Origin of the sequence: Actinomadura sp. 7K507 (assembly GCF_004348425.1) — a bacterium.
Lineage (GTDB): Bacteria > Actinomycetota > Actinomycetes > Streptosporangiales > Streptosporangiaceae > Spirillospora.
Map to the genome: position 1 here is coordinate 54,277 of NZ_SMKK01000009.1, position 22,523 is coordinate 76,799.

The window sequence follows — 22,523 nt, forward strand, 5'->3', positions numbered from 1 at the left end:
GCGGCTCAGGTACCCGAATCGGGCTTGGACAGCCGGTGGTCGACGGGGCCGACCAGGAACTTGCCCGGGTCGTAGGTGCCGTAGCGCGGGTTGACCTCGACCTTCATGTCGTCCGCGGTGCGCCGGAACAGCTCGTTCCACTTCTGCCCGGCCTGCTGCGTCGCGGGGCTCATCGGGTTGGTCCGGTCCGCCCCGAAGCGCTCCATCATCGCGACCTGCGTCGCGACCAGGCGCGCCAGGCCGCGGGTCCGGTCGCGGGGCAGGCCGCTCGCCAGCGTGACCGTCTCGGCCCCGCCCTGCTGGTTCAGCGCGCCGATGGTGTCGTCGACCCGCGCCCGGGTGATCTCGACCCCCGCGTCCTCGGCGACCTCCGCGGCGACCCGGAAGTTGATCAGCAGGGTGAGGGCGCCCCGCACGTCGGACTCGGAGTCGCCGGCCAGCTGCGGCGCCGGGTTCGCCGGGCTGGCCCGCATCTGGTTGGCGGCCGGGTCCGTCCGGAACTGCTCCCGCCAGTCGCGGACGGTCTGGCTGAGCTCGGTGACGGTGATGCGGTCGTCGCCGACGAGGGCGGCGGTGCCCGGCTTCTGCGTGCCGCCGCAGCCGGCCAGCGCACCGGCCGCCACGACGGCGGCCATGGCGGCCTGCACGGACTTGGCGAACACGGACTTACCGAACACGGAGGAATCCCATCTCGTCGATCAGGCGGGGGCCGCGCCAGCCTACCGGCCCGCCGGGGCGGGCGCGGCCTCCAGGAACAGGGCCTCCACCAGGTCGGTCGCCCATTTCAGCAGCTCCTGGTCGCGCAGCGGTCGGCCGCCGAGCGGCGCGGTCTTCGGCGCCGGCACCAGCAGGGTGTCGGTGGCCGGCTTGAGGATGCTCTTCGGGTACAGCCGCTGCAGCCTGACCTGCTTGGAGTCGGGCAGGTGCACGGGCGTGAACTTGATGAAGTTGCCCTGGACGGTGACGTCGGCGAGCCCCGCCCTGCGCGCCTTCGACCGGAACCGCGCCACTTCGAGGAGGTTCAGCACCGGGACAGGCAGCGGCCCGAACCGGTCCTTCAGCTCGTCGTGGACGGCGCCGATCTCGTCCTCGGACGTGATCGCGGCGATGCGGCGGTAGGCGTCCAGCCGGAGCCGCTCCCCCGGCACGTACTCGTGCGGCAGGTGGGCGTCGACGGGCAGCTCGACCTTCGTCTCGACGGCCGCGGGCTCCCTGCCGCCCTCCTTCAGGTCCTGGACGGCCTCCCCGACCATCCGCACGTACAGGTCGAACCCGACACCGGCGACGTGCCCCGACTGCTCGGCGCCGAGGATGTTGCCGGCGCCGCGGATCTCCAGGTCCTTCATCGCGACGTACATGCCGGCGCCGATCTCGGTGTGCTGCGCCAGGGTCGCGAGCCGCTCGTGCGCGGTCTCGGTCAGCGGCTGCTCGGGCTGGTAGAGGAAGTACGCGTACGCCCGCTCCCGGCCGCGCCCGACGCGGCCGCGCAGCTGGTGGAGCTGCGACAGCCCGTACATGTCGGCGCGGTCGACGATCAGGGTGTTGGCGTTCGGCACGTCCAGGCCGGACTCCACGATCGTCGTCGCGACCAGGACGTCGTGGTTGCGCTCCCAGAAGTCGACCATGACCTTCTCGAGCTCGTGCTCGTTCATCTGGCCGTGCGCGATCGCGATCTTCGCCTCCGGGACGAGCCGCGCCAGGTTCGCCGCGACCTTGTTGATCGAGCGGACCCGGTTGTGCACGAAGAACACCTGGCCCTCGCGCAGCAGCTCGCGGCGGATCGCGGCGGCGATCTGCTTCTCCTCGTACGGGCCGACGAACGTCAGGACGGGGTGCCGCTCCTCCGGCGGGGTCAGGATCGTGGACATCTCCCGGATGCCGGTCAGGCCCATCTCCAGCGTCCGCGGGATCGGCGTCGCCGACATCGCGAGCACGTCGACCTGGGTACGCAGCCGCTTCAGCTCCTCCTTGTGCTCGACGCCGAAGCGCTGCTCCTCGTCGATGATCACCAGGCCGAGGTTCTTGAACCGCGTCTGCGACGACAGGATGCGGTGGGTGCCGACGACCACGTCCACGGTGCCCTCCGCCAGGCCGCGCAGCGTCTCCTCGATCTCCCCGTCCGACTGGAACCGGCTGATCGGCTTCATCACGACCGGGAACGCCGCGAACCGCTCGGCGAACGTCGACATGTGCTGCTGCACCAGCAGCGTCGTCGGCACCAGCACCGCGACCTGCTTGCCATCCTGGACGGCCTTGAACGCGGCGCGGACCGCGATCTCGGTCTTGCCGTAGCCGACGTCGCCGCAGATCAGCCTGTCCATCGGGACGGGCTTCTCCATGTCGTCCTTCACCTCGTCGATGGCGGCGAGCTGGTCGGGCGTCTCCACGTACGGGAACGCGTCCTCCAGCTCCCGCTGCCACGGGGTGTCGGCGCCGAACGGGTGGCCGGGGCTCGCCATCCGCGCCGAGTACAGCCGGATCAGCTCCCCGGCGATCTGCTTGACGGCCTTGCGGGCGCGGGACTTGGCCTTCTGCCAGTCGGCGCCGCCGAGCCGGTGCAGGCTGGGCGCCTCGCCGCCGACGTAGCGGGTCAGCTCCTCCAGCTGGTCGGTCGGGACGAACAGCCGGTCGCTCTTGGCGTACTCCAGGATCAGGTACTCGCGGGTGGCGCCCTGCACCGTCCGGCTGACCATCTCGACGTACCGTCCGACGCCGTGCTGCTCGTGGACCACGTAGTCGCCGGGCTTGAGCTGCAGCGGGTCGATGCCGCCGCGCCGCCGCGACGGCATCCGCCGCGCGTCCTTGGTGGACGACTTCTGCCCGGACAGGTCGGTCTCGGTCAGCACCGCCAGCTTGGCCGACTCCCAGGTGAACCCGTTCTCCAGCAGCCCGGTCGCCACGTTGACCAGCGACGGCTCGGGCGGCCCGGCGAGGTCGGTGAGCCGCGCGCCGATGCCCTCCTCCCCGACGAGCTGGACGAGCCGTTCGGCCGGCCCGTGCCCGGCGGTGACCATCACGACGTGCCATCCGCCGTCGATCCAGCCCTTGAGGTCGCCGACGACGCGCGTGGTGTCGCCCCGGTACGCCTCAGCCTGCTGCACGCCGAGGTTCAGCGCGTCGCCCTCGGGGTTCAGGGCGGTGACGCTCCAGCGGGGAAGGCCCAGCTCCGTGCTGTGCGCGCGGACCTCCTCCAGCGACCGGAACGCGGCGGCGCCGAGGTCGATCGGCGCCTCTCCCCCGGCGGCCGCGTTCACCCAGCTCGCCTCCAGGAACTCCTGGCTCGTCCGGACCAGCTCGACCGAGCGGGTGCGGATGCGCTCCGGCTCGCACACCAGCAGCGCCGACCCGTCCGGCAGCAGGTCGGTGAGCAGTTCCATGTCGTCGGCGAGGACGGGCGAGAACGCCTCCATGCCCTCGACGGTGTCGCCGTCGGCGATCCGGCCGAGGATCTCCTCGAGGGCGGGGTGTTCCTCGGCGAGGAGCCTCGCGCGCTCGCGCACCTTCTCGGTCAGCGGCAGCTCGCGGCACGGCGGCGCCCACAACCCGTGCTGGGCGACTTCGAGGGAGCGCTGGTCGGCGGCCTTGAAGTAGCGGATCTCCTCAACGGTGTCGCCCCAGAACTCCACCCGGAGCGGGTGCTCCTCGGTGGGCGGGAACACGTCCAGGATGCCGCCGCGCACGGCGATCTCACCGCGCTTCTCCACCAGGTCGACGCGGTGGTACCCGGCGTCGACCAGGTTGCGGACGGCGTCGTCCATGTCGGCGTCCTCGCCGGACGCCAGCCGCACCGGCTCCAGGTCGGCGAGCCCGGACACGATCGGCTGGAGCACCGCGCGGATCGGCGTCACGACGACGTCCAGAGCGCCGCCCTTGCCGCTGTCCGCCGGGTCCTCCCCGTTGACGGCGTCCGGATGGGCCCCGTTCGGATGGGCCCCGTTCGGATGTGCAAGGCGGCGCAGCACGGCCAGCCGCTGCCCGACGGTGTCGGAACGCGGCGACAGCTTCTCGTGCGGCAGCGTCTCCCAGGCCGGGAAGTGCGCCACCCGCGCCGGGTCGAGCAGGCTCGACAGGGCGGCGGTCAGGTCCTCGGCCTCCCGGCCGGTCGCGGTCACCGCGAGGACCGCGCCGCCGCCGCGCGCACCGAGGGCGCGGCTCAGCGCCGCGGCGAGGATCGGCCACAGCGAGGCGGGCGCGACGACCTCGGTGTCGGTGCGCGCCTGTTCGAGGGCGCGCTCCAGACCGGGGTCGAGACACGCAAGGTCAACAAGTCCAGAAAGCGTCATGTTCGCCCGCAACTTCGTGATTCACCCCGAGGCAGGGCAGCCCGAAATGCCGGAATCCACCAGACCCCGGTACCGGCTACCAGAGTACGCGCCCGCGGGGAGCGCCGTTCCCACGACATCGCAGCTCGTGGACGAGGCCGCCGGGGAGCACGCAGCGCGACACGGCCGTTACCAAGAAAAGGCAAATAGCGGACGGAGCGCGATCGGTCAATTACGCTGCGAAGTTGTGACCGATCTGCGTACGCCGCCGGTCAGCGACGGCGATCTCTTCTCCGAACGCGCTCGCCAGTACGCCCTAGAGAAGCCCCTGCAGCGGATCCACATCCTGGAGGCGGGCTGCGGCTGGGGCACGGGCCTGGACCTGGGCGACCGCCAACACCACGTCACGGGCGTCGACCTGGACGCCCCCGACCTGCGCGCCTACACCTGCGAGCGGCCCGACCTGGACGCCTGGCACCTCGGTGACCTGCGCACCGTCCCGCTGCCGCCGCGCGCCTACGACATCGTCCACGCCTCGCACCTGATCGAGCGCGTGCCGCACGCCGAACTGGTCCTCGACCGGTTCGTCGCCGCGCTGAAACCCGGCGGGCTGCTGCTGATCCATCTGCGCGACCGCGACACCGCGTTCGGCTTCCTGGACCGGGCGCTCCCGCGGTGGATGCACGCCTCCGGCCGCCGGCGCCGCACCCGTCCGGGGCGGGCCGCGCGCGGGGCGCACGCCCGCACCCCGTACGCGTCCGGAGACGGCCCTTCCCGGTCCCAGGCCGACAGCGGCGCCGAGCGCGGCGACCAGGAGGCCGCCTCCACGGGCGCCGGCGCCCGGGTGCGGCGCGCCGCGCAGCCGCCGCCCCGGCCCGCGGTCAGGACGAGCCCGCCTCCGGCGGTCTACGACCGGATCGCGGCCCGCTCGGGCATCCAGTGGTACTGCGTGATGCGCGGGCTGGTGGTCTCCGAGGAGTACACGTCCCGCCAGGCCATCGACGCGCTCGGGGCCGGAACCGGCCCCGCCGACCTGCTGTGCCGCCTGGTCTCGGCGTTCAGCCGGGGGCGCCTCACCGCAGACCACAGCGAGGTCACGTTCGTCATCCGCAAGCCCGAGAACCGTTTCGCCCGGGTCATCTGAGCGTCGCCGCGAGCGGGGCGAAGGTGCGTGCGTCCAGGCCGGCGCAGTATTTTTCCTGCGGAAACTCCATGCACACGGACCAGCCCGGCCGCCGCGCCGGGCGGGATCGGAGATCGCGGTGACCGCCGAACCCGGCCTTCCCGACACGCTGCGCGACCTGCCCGCCTGGTCTCCGGGCCCGGTGGAGCTCGCCGACCTGGAACTGATCCTCGCCGGCGTGTACCGCCCGCTGACCGGTTTCCTCGGCTCCTACGACACCGCCATGGTGATCGCGGGCGGCCGGCTGGCCGACGGCACCCCGTGGCCGGTCCCGGTCACGCTGGCCGTGCCGAAGGAGCTGACCGGGCACGCCCGGATCGTCCTGCAGGACCCCGAGGGCGTGCCGCTCGCCGTGCTGCGGGTCGCCGAGGCCTGGCAGGAACCGGCGAGCCAGGGCTGGCGCCTCGCCGGCTCGCTGGAGGCCCTCCGCGCGCCCGCGCACGGCCCCTTCCACAGCCTGCGCCGCCGCCCGGACGAGCTCGGCGCCCACGAGGGGAACGTGCTGGGGGTCGCTACCCGCGAGCCCCTGCACCGCAAGCAGCTCGGCCAGCTCCGGCAGGTCGCCGAGCGGCTCGGCGCCAAGGTCCTCGTCCTGCCGATGATGGGCGGCGAGCACGACGAATCGCTCGTCCGGGCGCTGCTGGGCGTCCGCAAGGAGCTGCCGGACGGCACCGAGATCATCCCCGTGCCGCTCCCCCCGCGCGGCGACGACACCGCGGGCCAGGACCGCACGGGGCAGGACCGCACGGGGCGGGAGCGCGACGTGCTGCTGCACGCGCACATCGCCGCCGCGTACGGCGCCACCCACCTGCTCGCCGACCGCGAGATCGAGGGAACCGCGATCCCCGTCGTCGTGCCCGAGCCGTGGGCCTACGACGCCGACGTGGAGGTCTGGCGGCCGGTCGCGCGGATCGAGCCCGACCACGTCCAGGCCGAGCTGACCCCCGAGCGGCTCGGCGAGCTGCTTGACGCCGGCGAACCCGTCCCCGACTGGTTCACCCCGCCCGCCGTGGCCGCCGAGCTGGTGCTGGCACGTCCCCCGAAGCCGTCGCGCGGCATCACGGTGTTCTTCACCGGCCTGTCCGGCTCCGGGAAGTCCACGGTCGCGCGCGGCCTCGCCGACGCCCTGATCGAGCGCGGCGGCCGGACGGTCACGCTGCTGGACGGCGACGTCGTGCGGCGGATGCTGTCGGCCGGACTGACCTTCTCCCGCGCCGACCGGGACCTCAACATCCGGCGGATCGGCTTCGTCGCCGCCGAGATCACCCGGCACGGCGGCACCGCGATCTGCGCGCCGATCGCCCCGTACGCGGCGACCCGCGCGGAGGTGCGCCGGATGGTGTCCGCCGTGGGCGACTTCATCCTCGTGCACGTCTCGACGCCGCTGGAGGAGTGCGAGCGCCGCGACCGCAAGGGCCTGTACGCCAAGGCGCGGGCGGGGCTGATCCCCGAGTTCACCGGCATCTCCGACCCGTACGAGGTGCCGGAGGACGCCGACCTGACGCTCGACACGTCCCGGATGGCGCCGGACGAGGCGGTCGGCAAGGTCATCGGCCTGCTGGTGGACGGCGGCTGGGTGCGGCCCGGATAGCACCTCCGCAGCCCCATCCGTCGTTGATCGTCCATCCCGTCCCGTTTGTGCCTCCGCACCCGGGTTACTACACCGGCGTGCGGTGCCCTAACGTATACGCGAGTTTTCCTACATACCTGATAGGTCATGCCAATGGACTTTGATTGGGCCATGGCGCTCGGCTCGTTCCTCGTCGCCATCGTCGTCGGGCTGACCGGCATGGGCGGCGGCGCCCTGATGACGCCGATGCTCGTGACGTTCTTCGGGGTCAGCCCGATGGCGGCCGTGTCCAGCGACCTGGTCGCCGCCGCGGTGATGAAGCCCGTCGGCAGCGCCGTCCACTACCGCCAGGGCACGATCAACATGCGGCTCGTCGGATGGCTCTGCGCCGGCTCGGTGCCCGCCGCGTTCTCCGGCGTCCTGATCGCGCGGGCCATCGGGCACGGCGGCCAGGTCGAGGACGTCATCAGCATCGCGATGGGCATCGCGCTGATGATCGCGGCGGGCGGGCTCGTGCTGCGCGCCTACATGTCCCACCGGCAGCGGTCCAACGCTCCGGCAGGCGACGACCCGGAGAACGGGAACAAGCCTCCCGAGATCAAGGTCCGGCCCGTGCCGACCGTCCTGGTCGGCATCGTCGGCGGGGTCGTGGTCGGCATCACCTCGGTCGGCTCCGGCTCCCTGATCATCGTCGCGCTGCTGGCCCTCTACCCGGCGCTGAAGGCCAACCAGCTCGTCGGCACCGACCTCCTCCAGGCCGTCCCGCTGGTGTTCGCGGCCGCCATCGGCCACCTGCTGTTCGGCGACTTCCGGATGGAGGTCACCGCCGCCCTCCTCGTCGGCTCCATCCCCGGCGTCTACCTCGGCTCGAAGATCTCCTCGCGGGCGCCGAGCGCGCTCATCCGCCGCTTCCTGGTCCTGGTCCTGGTGGCGTCCTCGCTGAAGATGTTCGGCATGGAGCCCGGCCCGCTCGGGCTGACGCTCCTCGTCCTCGTCGCCGTCGCCGCCGCCGGCTGGCTCGTCCTGCGCCGCCGGGCCGCCCGCAACGGCGATACGCTGCCCTCTCCGACCGCCTCCCGCGACCGGCCCAGTACGTCAGGGGAGCCCGGTGCGCCGGGAGACCCCGGTACGTCAGGAGAGCAGGGCAAGCGTGGACCAACGATGGCCGCATGACACCGTCGACGTCCTCGGCGTGCGCGTCAGCCGCACCGACGTCGCGCAGCTCCGGTCGTTCGTCGCGGCGGCCGTCAAGGACCGGACGAAGCTGACCGTCACCTTCGCCAACCCCGACTACGTCCTCAAGGCGCAGAAGGACTCCGGGCTGCGCGACCTCATGAACGGCTTCGACCTCAACCTCCCGGACGGCTGGGGCGTCGTGCTGGCCGCGCGGATCTTCGGCCGTCCCGTCCCCGGGCGGATGGCCAACGACGACCTCACCGACGACCTGTTCGGGCAGCCCGCCGAGGAGGGCTGGCGGGTCTTCCTGTTCGGCAACGCCCCGGGCGTCGCCGAGCAGGCGGCCGCGAACGTCCAGAAGTGGTACCCCGGGCTCGGTATCGCCGGCACCCAGCACGGCCACTGGGCCGACGAGCGGGGCGAGCTCTCCCCCGAGACCGCCGAACGCCTCGTCGCCGAGATCAACGACGCGTCCCCCGACATCCTCCACGTCGGCCTCGGCACCCCCCTCCAGCAGCGGTTCGTCACCGAGTACGGCGACCGCCTCACCGCGCCCGTCGTCATCACCTGCGGCGCCTACTTCGAGCACCTCGCCGAGCGGCGCGAGTACTACCCGGCCTGGGTCCTGAAACTGCGCATCGGCTTCCTGTACCGGCTGGCGCGCGAACCCCGCCGTCTCTGGCGCCGCTACACCATCGAACTGGGCTCCTACCTGGGCAAGGTCATCGTGCACCGGATCCGCCACGGCAAGCAGCCCACCGGGTGATCGACATCTCTTTCAAACGACGCTTCCCAGGAACCCCTGCCCGACTTTCGGTCATGTGGTAGGACAAGATGCCATCACCGTCCCCGGCCGTACTCCGGAGCACCCCCATGCGCCCCTTCATCGCCTGTCTCGCGGCCACCTCCCTGGCGGCGTTCGCCGTCCCGGCGGTGGCGACTGCGGCCTCGGCCGACATCGCCCAGTCCAAGGTGGTCTCGGACAACCCGGTGAACAACACCCCGCACGTCCTGGACGGCACCGTCCGCACGATCGCCGTCGTGGGCAGCCTCGTCGTCGTCGGCGGGACCTTCGACGAGGTGCGCGAGGCCGGCAGCGGAAAGAAGACGCTGCAGCGCAACAACCTGTTCGCCTACGACATGGGCACGGGCAAGGTCAGCACGACGTTCGTGCCGAAGGTCGACGGGACCGTCCACTCGCTGCAGGCGGGGACGGGCGGCTGGGTCTACATGGCCGGGACGTTCAAGAACGTCAACGGCACCAAGACCGGCACGGTCGCGTCGATCAAGGCCACGACCAACCAGGTGCACACCGGCTTCAAGCCCAACGTCAACTACCGCGTCACGACGATGGTGCGGCGCGGCCTGCGGCTCTACATCGGCGGCTCGTTCACCAAGGCCGGCGGGAAGAACCGCACCGCGCTGGCGCGGCTCAACGCGCTGACCGGCGCCGCCGACAGCAACTTCAACTTCAAGATCGCCGATCCGCGCTCCGGGACGCTCAAGGTCTACCGCCTGGCCGTCGACCCCGCCGACAACCGCATGGTCATCAACGGGACGTTCACCGAGGTCGAAGGCAAGAACCGGCACCAGATCGCGATGATCAACCTCGGTGACGGCGCCGCGTCGCTGTCGTCCTGGGCGACCCAGCGGTACGCCACCCCCTGCAACCTGTCCGCGTTCGACACCTACATGCGGGGCATGGACTTCTCCCCCGACGGCAAGTACTTCGTCGTCGTCACCACCGGCGGCCCCTACGGCACCAGCCAGTTGTGCGACACCGCCGCCCGCTGGGAGTCCGGCCGCACCGGCTCCGGGCAGGACCCCACCTGGGTCAACTGGACCGGCGGCGACACGCTGCTGTCCACCACCGTCACCGGCGCCGCCGTCTACGTCGGCGGGCACCAGCGCTGGCTGGACAACCCCCGGGGCCGCGACCACGCCGGCCCCGGCGCGGTGTCGCGTCCCGGCATCGGCGCGATCAACCCCGACACCGGCAAGGCGATGGCGTGGAACCCGACCCGGACGCTCGGCCACGGCGTCGAGGCACTGGTCGCCCACCCCAAGGGCCTCCTGGTCGGCAGTGACACCGACCAGCTCGGCGGCGAGTACCACGGCCGCGTCGGGATGTTCCCCCTGGGATGAGGCCCCCGATGGGGTTCCTGTGAGATAAAGGGGCCTACGACCATCCAGAGGAAGGGCGGTCCGTGCACCAGCGCGACTCGTTCCCCGGTGGCCACCACAGGCCCGACGCACGCCGTTCGCAGCCCGTCCCGCCGTCGCCGCGGCGGGGACGGGGCCGCGGGCGGCGGCGCGGACCGCGCCCCTCCTTCTACTACACCGCCGTGGGCACCCTCCTGATCGTCGGCGGATCCGTCGGCGCGATCGCGCTGAGCACGCCCGCCCCCGACCGCGACGCCCGGACGGCGTCCGACGTCTCCGAGTCCGTCGTCCCGGCGGCCGCCGACACCTACGTGGTACGCGAGATGCCCGGCGAGGGGTTCGGCGGCGAAGGGAAGATCACCGCCTCGGTCTGGCCCGAATGGCACACCGAGGCGTACGTGGCGTTCGACGTCCCGGAAGGCACCCCCCGCATCACCGAGGCCCGCGTCGAGTTCACCTTCGAGCGCCCCCGCAACCGCCCGCGCCAGGTCGAGCTGCGCCGGCTGGCCGGCTCCTGGACCGAGGCGGGCACCTCCTGGAACAACCGCCCGGCCGCGGGCCCCGTCGTCGCGACCGCCACCACCGGCGCCGACGGGATCTCCTTCGACGTCGGCTCGATCGTGAACGGCCCCGGCCGGTACGCGTTCGCGATCACCAACCAGAACGACTCCTCGGCGGCGTCACTGCACTCGCGGGAGACCGGAAGCGGCCCCCGCCTCGTGCTGACCACCCGTCCCGGCGGGTCCCCGTCGCCGACCGCCTCCCCCACCCGGACGCCCGACACGTCCGGCACGGCGCTGCCGCGGCCCGCCCCCGAGCCGACCTCGCGGGCGCCGCGGCCGACCGAGTCGCCCGAGAAGCGCCCGGGCGGCGGTGAGACGCTCTGCGGCATCTCCCTCAACCTCAAGCCCGGAGAGACGTTCCAGAAGGCTCTGGGCCGCCTGGACGGCAAGTACGGCGGGCTGGAGACCGTCCGGCTGTTCTACCGCGGCGTCCCCCCGGCGTGGCCGGGCAACCCCGACATCGGCAAGCGCCCGCCGATCATCTCGTTCAAGCTCGCGCCCGAGGACGTCCTCGCGGGCAAGCACGACGAGGCCATGACCCGCTGGTTCAAGACCGCGCCGCGCGACCGCGACGTCTACTGGGTCTACTACCACGAGCCCGAGGACAACATCGCCGACGGCGAGTTCACCGCCGAGGACTACCGCGCCGCCTGGCGCCGCCTGCGGTCTCTGGCCGACAAGGCCGGCAACGACCGCCTGCACGCGACGCTCGTGCTGATGAGCTGGAGCCTCACCGCGGAGTCCAAGCGCGACTGGCGCGACTACTACCCGGGCCGCGACGTCATCCAGGTCCTCGGCTGGGACACCTACAACCTCGGCTGGAAGAAGGGCCGCTACGACTCCCCGGAGACGATGTACGGCCAGGTCCTCGAAGTCAGCAAGCAGGAGAGGCTCCCGTTCGGCATCGCCGAGACCGGCAGCTACCTGGTCGGCGACGACAAGGGCGCCGAGCGCGCGGCCTGGCTCCGCGCCACCAACGCGTACCTGAAGAAGCACGACGCCCTCTGGGTCTCCTACTTCGACCTCGACTGGGAGACCGGCGACTTCCGCCTCCTGGACGCCCCGAGCCACCAGGCCTGGCAGGAGTTCTGTTAACCGACTCGCTTATGTAGCCCGCGTCTACGTAGATGCGGGCTACCGGAGTCAGCGGGGGCGGGGCGGGTGTTCGGCGATGAAGAGGCCCTCGGCGGTCACGCAGGTTTCGCCGCCCGCCCTGATGGCGCCCTCCGTGCGGATCTTGCGGCCGTCCACGGAGAGCTGGCGGGCGCTGATCGTGAGCGGCTCGAACAGGGGCGTCAGCCGGTGGTAGCGCAGCGTCAGCCCGGCCGTCATGCCCGACGTGCCCGCCCAGCCGTTCGCCACGCCGAGGGTGTGGTCGAGCAGCAGCGCCGAGATCCCGCCGTGGACGCTCGACGGCGGGCCCTGGTAGGGCAGGCCGAGCGTCGCGGTCGCCTCGATCGTCCGGGCGTCCACCGCCTCGTACTCCAGCGGCGGCGCGATCGGGTTCTCCGGGCCGGCGACGGGGTCGTGGCGCGTCATGTCGTCACCGCGCCACATGTCGACCAGGCGGTCGCCCAGGGGCGGGGACGCCGCCTCGAGGTCGTCGGCGACGGCGTTGAGGCGGTCGGCGACGGCCGCCATGTCGGCCTCGGTCATGTCGCCCGACCGGAGCAGGGCGTCGATGACGCGGCGGGCCGCGGCGGATGCCGCGTCCACGCCGCACGGGCGGGTCTCGGAGTGCAGGTCGATGGTCATCACGCCACCGGGTCCCGGGGCAGGCCGAGGATGCGCTCGCCGATGATGTTCAGCTGGACGTCCGTCGTGCCGCCCGCGATCGACATGTTCCGGGAGTTCAGGAACATCCAGGTCGGGTCGCCCATCCCGCCCTGGCTTTCGCCGGTGAGCGCGTCCGGGCCGATCCAGTCGACGGCGGTCTCCCAGACCTGCTGCATGTGTTCGACGCCGATCAGCTTGCCGATGCTGGACTCGGCGCCCGGCTGCCCGCCCGCCAGGGAGCGCAGCGTGGTCCGCAGACCGAACAGGCTGCTCGATTGGGCGTCGCAGAGGATGCCGCCGAGGGTGGTGAGCCGCTCGTCGTCCGCGCCTTCTGCGGCCAGTTCGAGGAGTGCCTCGCCGCCGCTGCCCAGGGAGGAGTCGTTGGAGAGGGAGACCCGCTCGTTGGCGAGGGTCGTGCGGGCGAGTTTCCAGCCGTCACCTGGGGCGGCGACAAGGAGGGCGTCCGGGATGAACACGCCGTCCAGGAACACCTCGTTGAACAGGGTGTCGCCGGTCAGCTCGCGCAGCGGGCGGATGTCGATGCCCGGCGACTTCATGTCGAGCAGGAAGTACGACAGACCCTTGTGCTTCGGGACGGACGGGTCGGTGCGCGCCAGCAGGATGCCCCAGTCGGCCTCGCGGGCCATGGACGTCCACACCTTCTGGCCGGTGATCTTCCAGCCGCCCTCGGCCTTCTCGGCGCGGGTGGACAGCGCGGCGAGGTCGGAGCCGGCGCCGGGTTCGGAGAACAGCTGGCACCAGCGGATGTCGCCGCGCAGCGACCCGCGCAGGAACCGCTCGTGCTGGGCGGCCGAGCCGTGCTCGATCAGCGTCGGCACCACCCAGTTGCCGATGATCATGTCGTGGGCGCGGAGGCCGGCGGCGCGCATCTCCTCGGCGATGACGAGCTGGGTGACCGCGTCGGCGCCCTTGCCCCATGGGGTCGGCAGGTGCGGGGACGTGTAGCCGCGGTCGGCCAGGTAGGTGGCGCGCTCCTTGCCGTCCAGGGCCTTGGCGGGCTCCAGCTCGGCGCGGACCTCGGCGCGGATCCCCTCGGCCTCGGGCGGCAGCTCGACCCCGAGTTCGCGGCGGACGCCGTCCAGCGTGAGGCGGGCGACGCGGCGCCGCCAGCTCGCGGTGGAGCCGAGCAGGACGCGGAGGCTCTGGGCGCGGCGCAGGTAGAGGCTCGCGTCGTGCTCCCAGGTGAAGCCGATGCCGCCGAGGGTCTGGACGCAGTCCTTGGCGACCTGGAAAGCCGCCTGGACACTGGTCGCTCCGGCCACGGCCGCCGCGAGCGACGTCTCCCCTGGCGCTGTTCCCGGCTCCTGGGCGCGGGCGGCGTCCCAGGCGCAGGCTCGGGCCTGTTCGGCGTGCGCGAGCATGCGGGCGCAGCGGTGCTTGACGCCCTGGAACTGGCCGATCGGGCGGCCGAACTGCTCGCGGACCTTGGCGTACTCGGCGGCGGTGGACGTCGCCCAGTCGGCCATCCCGGACGCCTCGGCGGCGAACAGCACCGCCGCGAGATCACGGACGGCCTGCGAGTCCAGGGTCAGGACCGAACGGGCGGGGACGGCCGCGTTCCCGGACTCGATCCTGGCCAGGCGGCGCGTCAGGTCGTGGCCGGGCAGTTCGTGCACCGTGACCGCGTCCCGGGGCAGGACGATCCAGGCCGTCCCGTCGCCGTCCTTCGCGGGCAGCACGAGGACGTCCGCCGACGGGCCGCCCATGACCGGGCCCGAGGTGCCTGTCATCGTGACCTCGCCGCCGGAGCGCGACAGCGACAGGCCGCCCGCGTCCAGGCCGACCGCGCCGGTCTTCGTCCCATCGGCCAGCAGGGGCAGGTGGTCCCCGTGCCCGGCCTTGTGCAGCACGGCACTCGCCAGGACTGTCGGCAGGAACGGCCCCGGTGCGACGGCGCGTCCCATCTCCTCCACGACGACGGCCAGTTCGACCAGTCCGTAGCCCGCGCCGCCCGCGTTCTCGGGCAGGTGCAGGCCGAGCAGGCCCTGCGCGGCGAGGTCGTCCCAGAACGCCGGGGTCTTCTCCCGCTCGGCGTCGACGGCGGCGCGGACCACCGCCTGCGTCACCTGCCGGGACGTGAAGGCGCGCACGGCGTCGCGCAGGTCGCGGTGCTCCTCCGTCAGTCCGATGGTCATGTGCCCCTCAGATCCGTTCGATGATGGTGGCCGTGGAGTGCGCGCCGCCCGCGCACATCGTGACGAGCGCGGTGGACCCGTCCGACCGCTCCAGCTCGTTCACGGCCTGCGTGATGAGGCGGGCGCCGGTGGAGCCGACCGCGTGGCCGAGGGCGATGGCGCCGCCGTTGACGTTGACCTTGTCCATGTCCGGCTCGTGGACGGACGCCCACGACAGGACGACCGACGCGAACGCCTCGTTGATCTCGACGAGGTCGATGTCGGACAGCTTCATCCCGGCCTTGTCCAGGACGTGACGCGTCGCCTCGATCGGCCCGTCCAGGTGGTAGTACGGGTCGGAGCCGACCATCCCGGACGCGACGATCCGGGCGCGGGGACGCAGTCCCAGCCCGGCGGCCCGCTCGCGCGACATCAGCAGCACGGCGGCCGCCCCGTCGCTGATCTGGGACGAGTTCCCGGCGGTGTGGATGCCGTCCGGAATGACCGGCTTGAGTCCGGCGAGGGCCTCGGCGGTCGTGTCGCGCAGCCCCTGGTCGCGGGTGACGACGGCGGTCTCGCCGGTCGGCCCCTCCTTGGTCATGACCGGCGCCTCGACCGGGAGGATCTGTCCCGCGAACCGGTCGCCGGCCCACGCCGCCTTCGCCTTGGCCTGCGACGCGAGCCCGAACGCGTCCGCGTCCTCCCGGGTGATGCCGCGCTTCTTCGCGATGCGCTCGGCGGCGGTGAACTGGTCGGGCATGTCCATCTCCCAGCCGTCGGGGGCCGGACTGCCGGTCCCGGGCGTGAGCGCCTGGCCGAGGAACACCCGGCTCATCGCCTCGACGCCGCATCCGATACCGGCGTCGATCGCCCCGGACGCGATGAGCCCGGCGACGAGGTGCACGGCCTGCTGGGACGACCCGCACGCGCAGTCGATCGTCGTGCACGCCGTCCCGTAGGGCAGATCGGCGTACAGCCACGCGTTGCGGGTCACGTTGTTGGACTGCTCCCCCGCCTGCGTCACGCAGCCGCCGACGACCTGCCCGACGGCGCCGGGCGCGAGGCCGGAACGTTCCAGCAGCCCCCGCTGCGTCGCCCCGAGCAGCTGGGCCGGGTGCAGGCCCGACAGGGCTCCGTGACGCCTGCCGACCGGCGTCCGGACGGCATCGACGATGACGGCCTCGGCCATGGACTCTCCTACGCTCGGTGAAGACGGGCGCCGGGTTCCGCGCCGTCGCTGGAGACTAGAATTCATTCTCGTTCGTGGGCAAGCTCGGTCCCACTCAGCGGTCCTCGCCGTTCGCGGCCGACACGTTCGCGCCGGCACGGGGACCCGTTCAGCGGGACGGGTCGTCCACCCGAAATAGAATTCGTACTAGCCTCCGGCCTGCGACCCTGAACATCGATCCGGAGGCACCCGATGAACGCTGACCTGTCCCTGGCGGGCCGCACCGCCATCGTCACCGGCGCGGGCGCCGGGCTGGGCCGCGCCGAGGCCCTCGCCCTGGCCGCGCAGGGGGCCAACGTCGTCGTCAACGACATGGGGCCGGCGGCCGACGACGTCGTCGCGGAGATCCAGAAGGCGGGCGGCGAGGCCGTCGCGGTGAAGGGGGACGTCGGCGACTGGTCGATGGGAGACACGCTGGTGTCGGCCGCCGTCGACACGTACGGCTCCCTCGACGTCCTGGTCAACAACGCGGGCGTCCTGCGCGACAAGATGCTGTTCAACCTGGCCGAGTCGGACTGGGACGACGTCATCCACGTCCACCTGAAGGGCCACGCGGCCGTGTCCCGCGCCGCGGCCGTGCACTGGCGCGCCGCGAGCAAGGCCGCCGGCGGCCCCGTCTACGGACGGGTGGTCAACACCGCGTCGGAGGCGTTCCTGTTCGGGTCGCCGGGCCAGCCGAACTACTCGGCGGCCAAGGCCGGCATCGTGGCGCTCACGCTGTCGACCTCCGCGGGCCTCGGCCGGTACGGGGTGCGCGCCAACGCGATCTGCCCCCGCGCCCGGACCGCGATGACCGAGGCGACGTTCAACGAGGGCACCGCCCCGGGCGGTCTCGACGCCATGGCGCCCGAGCGGGTCGGGACGTTCGTCGGCTACCTGGCCTCACCCGCGTCCGAGAACGTCACCGGGCAGGTGTTCGTCGTCTACGGCGACATGGTCGCGCTGATGGCCGCGCCGACCGTGGAGCAGAAGTTCACCGCCGCGGACGGCGTCTTCTCCGTCGAGGAATTCGGCGAGCAGATCACCCCCTACTTCGAGGGCCGCGAACCCCACAAGACCTACGCCGCCTACAGCGTCGCCAAGCTCGACAACACCGAGACCAGCAAGTACTGATACCGGACCCGCCGATGGCCGCCCGCGGCGCGAGGGGCGGCCATCGGCGCCCTCAGAAGACCCGGCCTCTCAGAAGACCCGGCGCCCTCAGAAGACCTCCGGGCCGCGGAGCGTCGGCTCGGCGCCGCCGTCCACGTAGATGACCTGCCCCGTCATGTGGCTGTTGGCCGGCGAGATCAGCCAGCGCAGCGCCTCGGCGATCACCGCCGCGTCCGCGTAGCCGTTCAGCGGCATCGGGACCGCCTCGTTCATGATCTTGAACATGCCCTCGTCGGCGAACAGCGGCTCGGTCATCGGCGTCCGGACGACACCGGGCGCGATCGCGTTCAGCGGGATGCCCTCCCCCGCCCACTCCGGGGTGACGCCGGCCCGCCGCAGCCACTGGGCGAGCGCCGACTTCGACGACGAGTACGTCTGGTTCCCGGCACCGGCCTCGACGACCTTCGAGGCGGCCCGCAGCGCCGCATCCTCGTCGCCGTCGAGGCAGGCGCGGACGATGGCCGCGTCCACCGGGTGGGTCCCGGAGATGGAGCCGACGACGGCCGCGCGGGGCGCGCCGGCGCGGGCGAGGGCGGGGCGCAGGCCGTCCAGCAGGGCCACGGCGCCGAAGTAGTTGACCTTGACCGGGAGGACGGTGAAGTCGGAGACGCCGGCGCAGGCGACGACGGCGTCGAGCGTCCCGCCCGACAGCTCCAGCGTCCTTTCGACCGCGTGCGACCGGCCTTCCGGCCCGCTGAGGTCGGCGCACACCTCGGCGTCGCGCAGGTCGATCCCGATGACGGTGTCGCCCGCGTCGCGCAGCATCGCGGCGAGGGCCTCGCCGATCCCGGACGCCGAGCCGCTCACGGCGATGGTCCGTGCCATGTGGGTGTCCCTTTCCTGTGTACGCACCGCTATGTGTGCGCGCCGCCGTCGACGCGGAGGTCGGCGCCGGTGAAGTAGCCCGCGTCGGACGAGGCGGCGAACGCGATCGCGGCCGCGATCTGCTCCGGGTCCGCCGCGCCGAAGTAGGAGCGGATCTTGGAGAAGTAGCCAAGGTCGAGACCCTCGGGGAACATGTCGGCGGCCCTGATCAGCGGGGTGTCGACGGCGCCCGGGGAGATCGGCACGACGCGGATGCGGCGGCCGGTCAGCTCCGCGGCGAGGCTGAGCGAGAACGCCAGCACCGCGCCCTTGGACGCCGCGTACGCCGTCATGAACGGGTTGCCCTGCGTCGCCGACAGCGACGCGGTGTTGACGATCACGCCGGAGCCGTCCGGGAGGTGCTTGAGGGACTCGCGGCAGAACAGCGCGGTCCCGACGAGGTTCACGGAGAACAGCCGGTTGAGGTCGTCCACCGTCAGCGTCTCGATCGGGGTGGTCTTGTGGACGCCCGCGACGTTGATGAGGGCGTCGATGCCGCCGAGCGTGTCCGCCGCGTCCGCCACGGCGGCGATGACGGCGGGCTCGTCGGTCACGTCGGCCGTGCGGGTGGTGATCGTGCCGGGGCCGGTGACCGCGGCGGCGGTCTCGGCGAGGCCCTTCTCCGAGACGTCCACCGCGTAGATCGCGGCCCCCTCGGCGGCCAGGCGGATCGCCGTGGCCCGTCCGATGCCCGACGCCGCTCCCGTGAGCAGCACTTTCACGCCGTCATAGCGATTCATGGCGGCACGGTAGCCACGTCCCGGAAGCGTGCGCCGGGACGATCCCGATCACCGGGAGGCGTTCGAGCGGGGCGCCAGGAGCAGCCGGCAGGCCAGCCTGATGTCGCTCTCCACGTCCGCCATGGACGCGCGGCCGTTCAGGCTCGACTGGAGCACCCCGTACCAGCACTGCATCAGCAGGCGGACGAGCCGGACGTCGTGGACGGTCGGGTCCTCTATGCCCACGGCGCGCAGCAGGATCTCGCGGAAGGTGTCGTCGATGTGCACGGTGTCGGCGACGGTCGCGACGTGCGCGGTGTTCGACGCGTGCAGCATCGACGTCGACAGGACGGGCTGCGCCATCAGGTGCCTGCTGGCCTGCACCAGCATGTCGGCGACCGCGTCCTCGGGGGCGGTGCCGGGGGCGGGCTGGGTGACCTGGTCGCGGAGCCGGTCGACCTGCGCCGCCATCACCCCGGTGAACAGGTGGACCTTCGACGGGAAGTACCGGTACAGGGTGCCGATCGCGACACCGGCCGCCTTCGCCACGTCGTGCATCTGCACCCGTTCGAGGGGCTTCTCCGTGCCGATACGGGACGCGGCCCGCAGAATGCGCTGCCGCCGGTCGTGCTGCTCGGGTGAGCTCGGCTCGGCCGACAGCCGGCCCGCTGCGATCCTCGCCACGGTCCTCCCCCCGGTCCATTCCTGCTGCTGACAGGGAACAATATCCGGATCCCCGGCCGTCCCGGCGATCCGCGATACCGGTCAGTGGGACGTGGGGTCCCGCCGCGGCTCGGCCCGCGTTTACGTTGTGCCCGCGCCGAGAACGGGAGGGGATGCCCCGTGGGAAACACCAGGTGGGACGACGAGTACGACGTGGTGGTGGCCGGATCGGGCGCCGGAGCGATGGCCGGTGCGCTCGCGGCCGCGTCCGGCGGGCTGCGGACGCTCGTCCTGGAGAAGACGAAGGTGCTCGGCGGGACGTCCGCGTACTCGGGTTCGGCGATCTGGCTGCCCGGGACGCGCGTCCAGGAGCGGGCCGGGATCGGCGACTCGACGGAGTCGGCGCGCACGTATCTGCGGGCGGTTCTCGGTGACGGCGGCGCGGCGCACCGGGAGGCGTTCCTGTCGACGGCGCCCGAACTGGTGGAGTTCCTGGAGAAGGACCCGGCGATCGAGTTCCGGTTCCAGGCGTTCCCCGACTACTTCGACGCCCCCGGACGCCTGGACATGGGGCGTTCGTTCGTGCCGCTGGAGCTGCCGGTCGAGGAGCTCGGCGACCTCGCGGGCCTCGTCCGTCCGCCGGTGGACAGGGACCGGGCGGGGCGGGGCCACGCGTCGAAACCGATGGTGCAGGGACGCTCGCTGATCGGGCGGCTGCTGCTGGCGCTCACCGCGACGGGGAACGGCTTCGTCCGGACCGAGACCCCGCTGACCGAGTTGATCGTGGAGGACGGCCGGGTCACCGGCGTGCGGGCCGGTTCGCTCCGGCTGCGGGCGTCGCGCGGGGTGCTGCTGGCCGCCGGCGGGTTCGAGTCGTCCATCGCGCTGCGGGACGCGGGCGGCGTGCCGGGCGACGCGGAATGGACGATGGCGCCCGACGGCGCGAACACCGGCGACGCCATCGAGGCGGCCGTGCGGGCCGGCGCGTCCACGGGGCTGCTCGACCAGGCGTGGTTCTGCCCCGGCCTGCTGACCCCCGACGGCCGCCCGGCGTTCACGCTCGGCTTCCGGGGCGGGCTCATCGTGGACGGGTCGGGACGCCGCTTCGCCAACGAGTCGCTCCCGTACGACCAGATGGGGCGGCGGATGGCCGACGCCCGGGGGCCCTTCCACCTGATCTTCGACGCGCGTTCCGGGCTTCCGGCGATCTCCGTCCCGCCGCTGGTGCCGGACGACCAGATCGCGTCCGGCGCGTGGGTCCAGGCGGACACGCTCGCCGAGCTGGCCGCGAAGACCGGAATCCCCCAGGAGGCGCTGACCTCGACCGTGGAACGGTTCAACGGCTTCGCGGACAAGGGCGTGGACGAGGACTTCCACCGCGGCGAGGACCCCTACGACCTCTACTTCTCCGGCGGCAAGCCGTGCGTCGTGGCGGTCGACCGGCCGCCGTACTACGCGGCGAAGGTCGTCCTGAGCGACCTCGGCACGAAGGGCGGGCTGCGCACCGACCCGGACGGCCGCGTCCTCGACGGCTCGGACCGTCCCGTCCCCGGGCTGTACGCGGCGGGCAACACCAGCGCCTCGTTCACCGGCCCCGTCTATCCGGGGCCGGGCATCCCGATCGGCTCGGCGATGGCGTTCGCGTACCGCGCCGTCCAGGACATCCAGAGGAGCTCCCCATGAGATCCGTCAGGACGCGCACCGCGGTCCTCGCCACCGCGGCGGTCACCCTGGCCGGGACGGCAGGGATCGTCGCCGTCCCCGCGCAGGCCGGTGACCACGGCGTCCCGCCGGGCCATCGCGGCAGGCTCCTGGACAGCGACCCGCTGACGAACGCGGCGGCGCTGCCCAGCGCCGCCGCCAACCGGAAGATCACCTACACCTCGGAGGGCGTGGGCGGCAAGCGGATCACCGTGACCGGCACGGTGGCGATCCCGGAGGGCGAGGCGCCGCGCGGCGGCTGGCCCGTGATCAGCTGGGCGCACGGCACGACCGGAACCGCCGACGTGTGCGCCCCGTCCGCCGACACCCCGACCGGCCCGGCCCACGACTACCTGGCCTACACCGAGCGGTATCTGGACAAGTGGGTGGCCAAGGGCTACGCCGTCGTGCAGACCGACTACGAGGGCCTCGGCACCCCTGGCGGCCACCCGTACATGAACGGCGTCAGCCACGCCAACACCGTCGCCGACATCGTGCGTGCCGCCCGCAAGCTGGACCGGCGTCTGGGGCGCGACTGGTACGCGGTCGGCCACAGCCAGGGCGGCCAGGCGGCACTGTTCACCGCCGCGCAGCGGCAGACGCCACAGGACGTCCGGCTCAAGGGTTCCCTGGCGCTGGCCCCCGGTTCCGCGATCAGCCAGACCCCCGGCTACGTGAGGGCCGGGCTTCCGGGCGCGCAGGGCGCACTGCCGTTCCTGTTCGTCATGCTCACCGGCGCGCAGGCCGCCGACCCGTCCCTCGTGCCGGAGGACCTGGTGACCGAGCAGGCCGCCCCGCTAGTCGAGGCGACCCGCACCAACGCGTGCACGGCCCAGCTCAGGGAGATGAGTGCGGACCTGCCGCCGGAGGACGTGTTCCGCCCGGACGCGGACCTGGCGCCGCTGGAGACCTACCTCCGCTCACAGGAACCGCTCGGCCTGCACCTGAAGGTGCCCACGTTCGTCCTCCAGGGCATGGCCGACACGCAGGTCACACCGGGGGCGACCGACAGCGTGGTGGCCGACCTGTGCAAGAGGTACGGCGGCGTCACGTACGGCAAGTTCGACGGCGCCGACCACCGCGCCCTCATCGACGTGTCGTTCGAAGAGAGCCTGAGATACGTCGAAGCCCTCCGCGGCGGCCAAACCCCGCCGAGCGACTGCTGAGCAAGGTGCGTGGCCTCGTCGCCTGGAGGGTGGACGGGGCCACGCACCGGCTTCCCTGGTGGGACGTCAGCGTCCGCCTTCGCCGACCTGGCGCTCGTATTGCTCCCACAGCTCCAGCGACTCGATCAGCACCTCTTCGACCTGATCAGCCGCCGCCCGATACGCCTGCGCCCGCCCCGCACACATGCCCGCGTCCCATACC

General features: G+C 72.5%; 17 protein-coding genes. 9 read left to right on the forward strand and 8 right to left on the reverse strand.

Annotation, left to right across the window (positions count from 1 at the left end):
• Positions 1-5: 5 nt before the first annotated feature.
• Both E1285_RS03815 and mfd read right to left on the reverse strand, forming a co-directional pair.
• Positions 6-677, reverse strand: a complete 672-nt coding sequence (locus tag E1285_RS03815) for a SurA N-terminal domain-containing protein (protein WP_132148050.1) — start codon at positions 675-677, stop codon at positions 6-8.
• A 42-nt stretch (positions 678-719) separates the two neighbouring features.
• A complete protein-coding gene (gene mfd / locus E1285_RS03820) occupies positions 720-4,283 on the reverse strand; it encodes a transcription-repair coupling factor (RefSeq protein ID WP_132148052.1) in 3,564 nt (1,187 codons plus the stop codon).
• Between the two features lie 226 nt (positions 4,284-4,509).
• Here mfd and E1285_RS47100 point away from each other — a divergent pair, with 226 nt between their 5' ends.
• The 6 genes from E1285_RS47100 (at position 4,510) to E1285_RS03850 (ending at position 12,012) form a co-directional block, all read left to right on the forward strand.
• Positions 4,510-5,406 carry a class I SAM-dependent methyltransferase gene (locus E1285_RS47100; protein ID WP_243722532.1) on the forward strand — a complete coding sequence of 299 codons (897 nt, stop codon included), beginning with the start codon at positions 4,510-4,512 and terminating at the stop codon, positions 5,404-5,406.
• 118 nt (positions 5,407-5,524) lie between these two features.
• On the forward strand, positions 5,525-7,036 hold the full coding sequence (gene cysC / locus E1285_RS03830) for an adenylyl-sulfate kinase (protein WP_132148054.1): 1,512 nt from the start codon (positions 5,525-5,527) through the stop codon (positions 7,034-7,036).
• A gap of 132 nt (positions 7,037-7,168) precedes the next feature.
• Entirely contained in the window at positions 7,169-8,188 is a 1,020-nt protein-coding gene (locus E1285_RS03835; RefSeq protein ID WP_132148056.1) for a sulfite exporter TauE/SafE family protein, read from the forward strand.
• Complete coding sequence (locus tag E1285_RS03840) at positions 8,166-8,957, forward strand: WecB/TagA/CpsF family glycosyltransferase (RefSeq protein ID WP_132148058.1); 792 nt, start codon at positions 8,166-8,168, stop codon at positions 8,955-8,957. Before E1285_RS03835 ends, E1285_RS03840 begins: the two co-directional genes overlap by 23 nt.
• Positions 8,958-9,064: 107 nt before the next feature.
• Entirely contained in the window at positions 9,065-10,336 is a 1,272-nt protein-coding gene (locus tag E1285_RS03845) for a delta-60 repeat domain-containing protein (protein ID WP_132148060.1), read from the forward strand.
• 200 nt (positions 10,337-10,536) lie between these two features.
• Positions 10,537-12,012, forward strand: a complete 1,476-nt coding sequence (locus tag E1285_RS03850) for a DNRLRE domain-containing protein (RefSeq protein ID WP_132148062.1) — start codon at positions 10,537-10,539, stop codon at positions 12,010-12,012.
• A gap of 48 nt (positions 12,013-12,060) precedes the next feature.
• On the opposite strand, the gene E1285_RS03855 is transcribed toward E1285_RS03850, so the two are convergent.
• The 3 genes from E1285_RS03855 to E1285_RS03865 are packed head-to-tail and all read right to left on the reverse strand — an operon-like array spanning position 12,061 to position 16,017.
• The gene (locus E1285_RS03855; protein ID WP_132148064.1) at positions 12,061-12,672 is read right to left on the reverse strand and encodes a PaaI family thioesterase; all 612 of its coding nucleotides are present in this window, start codon (positions 12,670-12,672) and stop codon (positions 12,061-12,063) included.
• Entirely contained in the window at positions 12,672-14,849 is a 2,178-nt protein-coding gene (locus tag E1285_RS03860) for an acyl-CoA dehydrogenase (protein WP_132148066.1), read from the reverse strand. Before E1285_RS03860 ends, E1285_RS03855 begins: the two co-directional genes overlap by 1 nt.
• Before the next feature lie 7 nt (positions 14,850-14,856).
• Positions 14,857-16,017, reverse strand: coding sequence for a steroid 3-ketoacyl-CoA thiolase (locus tag E1285_RS03865; RefSeq protein WP_132148068.1), 1,161 nt, complete (start codon positions 16,015-16,017; stop codon positions 14,857-14,859).
• Between the two features lie 231 nt (positions 16,018-16,248).
• Between E1285_RS03865 and E1285_RS03870 the strand changes: the two genes are divergently transcribed.
• Positions 16,249-17,169: an SDR family NAD(P)-dependent oxidoreductase gene (locus tag E1285_RS03870; protein WP_132148070.1), complete on the forward strand. Its 921-nt coding sequence runs from the start codon at positions 16,249-16,251 to the stop codon at positions 17,167-17,169.
• 87 nt (positions 17,170-17,256) lie between these two features.
• Here the strand turns inward: E1285_RS03870 and E1285_RS03875 are convergent, their stop codons facing one another.
• Genes E1285_RS03875 through E1285_RS03885 form a run of 3 tightly spaced genes read right to left on the reverse strand, consistent with a single transcriptional unit; the run spans position 17,257 to position 19,475 of the window.
• Positions 17,257-18,033 (reverse strand): SDR family oxidoreductase, encoded by a 777-nt coding sequence (locus E1285_RS03875; protein WP_132148072.1) that lies wholly within the window; start codon positions 18,031-18,033, stop codon positions 17,257-17,259.
• 29 nt (positions 18,034-18,062) lie between these two features.
• Complete coding sequence (locus E1285_RS03880) at positions 18,063-18,812, reverse strand: SDR family oxidoreductase (RefSeq protein WP_132148074.1); 750 nt, start codon at positions 18,810-18,812, stop codon at positions 18,063-18,065.
• Positions 18,813-18,860: 48 nt separating this feature from the next.
• Positions 18,861-19,475, reverse strand: coding sequence for a TetR family transcriptional regulator (locus tag E1285_RS03885; RefSeq protein ID WP_132148076.1), 615 nt, complete (start codon positions 19,473-19,475; stop codon positions 18,861-18,863).
• Between the two features lie 159 nt (positions 19,476-19,634).
• On the opposite strand from E1285_RS03885, the gene E1285_RS03890 reads away from it, so the two are divergent.
• Together E1285_RS03890 and E1285_RS03895 are read left to right on the forward strand one after the other, a co-directional pair.
• Positions 19,635-21,137 carry an FAD-binding protein gene (locus E1285_RS03890; protein WP_243722533.1) on the forward strand — a complete coding sequence of 501 codons (1,503 nt, stop codon included), beginning with the start codon at positions 19,635-19,637 and terminating at the stop codon, positions 21,135-21,137.
• Entirely contained in the window at positions 21,134-22,321 is a 1,188-nt protein-coding gene (locus tag E1285_RS03895) for an alpha/beta hydrolase (protein ID WP_132148078.1), read from the forward strand. The genes E1285_RS03890 and E1285_RS03895 overlap by 4 nt, the downstream gene beginning before the upstream one ends.
• The last annotated feature ends 202 nt before the right edge of the window (positions 22,322-22,523 follow it).

Bases quoted from the DNA above. Each gene is read 5' to 3' on its own strand.
- mfd (WP_132148052.1), bottom strand. From the start codon at position 4,283: ATGACGCTTTCTGGACTTGTTGACCTTGCGTGTCTCGACCCCGGTCTG.
- E1285_RS03835 (WP_132148056.1), top strand. From the start codon at position 7,169: ATGGACTTTGATTGGGCCATGGCGCTCGGCTCGTTCCTCGTCGCCATC.
- E1285_RS03845 (WP_132148060.1), top strand. From the start codon at position 9,065: ATGCGCCCCTTCATCGCCTGTCTCGCGGCCACCTCCCTGGCGGCGTTC.
- E1285_RS03855 (WP_132148064.1), bottom strand. From the start codon at position 12,672: ATGACCATCGACCTGCACTCCGAGACCCGCCCGTGCGGCGTGGACGCG.
- E1285_RS03860 (WP_132148066.1), bottom strand. From the start codon at position 14,849: ATGACCATCGGACTGACGGAGGAGCACCGCGACCTGCGCGACGCCGTG.
- E1285_RS03865 (WP_132148068.1), bottom strand. From the start codon at position 16,017: ATGGCCGAGGCCGTCATCGTCGATGCCGTCCGGACGCCGGTCGGCAGG.
- E1285_RS03870 (WP_132148070.1), top strand. From the start codon at position 16,249: ATGAACGCTGACCTGTCCCTGGCGGGCCGCACCGCCATCGTCACCGGC.
- E1285_RS03875 (WP_132148072.1), bottom strand. From the start codon at position 18,033: ATGGCACGGACCATCGCCGTGAGCGGCTCGGCGTCCGGGATCGGCGAG.
- E1285_RS03880 (WP_132148074.1), bottom strand. From the start codon at position 18,812: ATGAATCGCTATGACGGCGTGAAAGTGCTGCTCACGGGAGCGGCGTCG.
- E1285_RS03895 (WP_132148078.1), top strand. From the start codon at position 21,134: ATGAGATCCGTCAGGACGCGCACCGCGGTCCTCGCCACCGCGGCGGTC.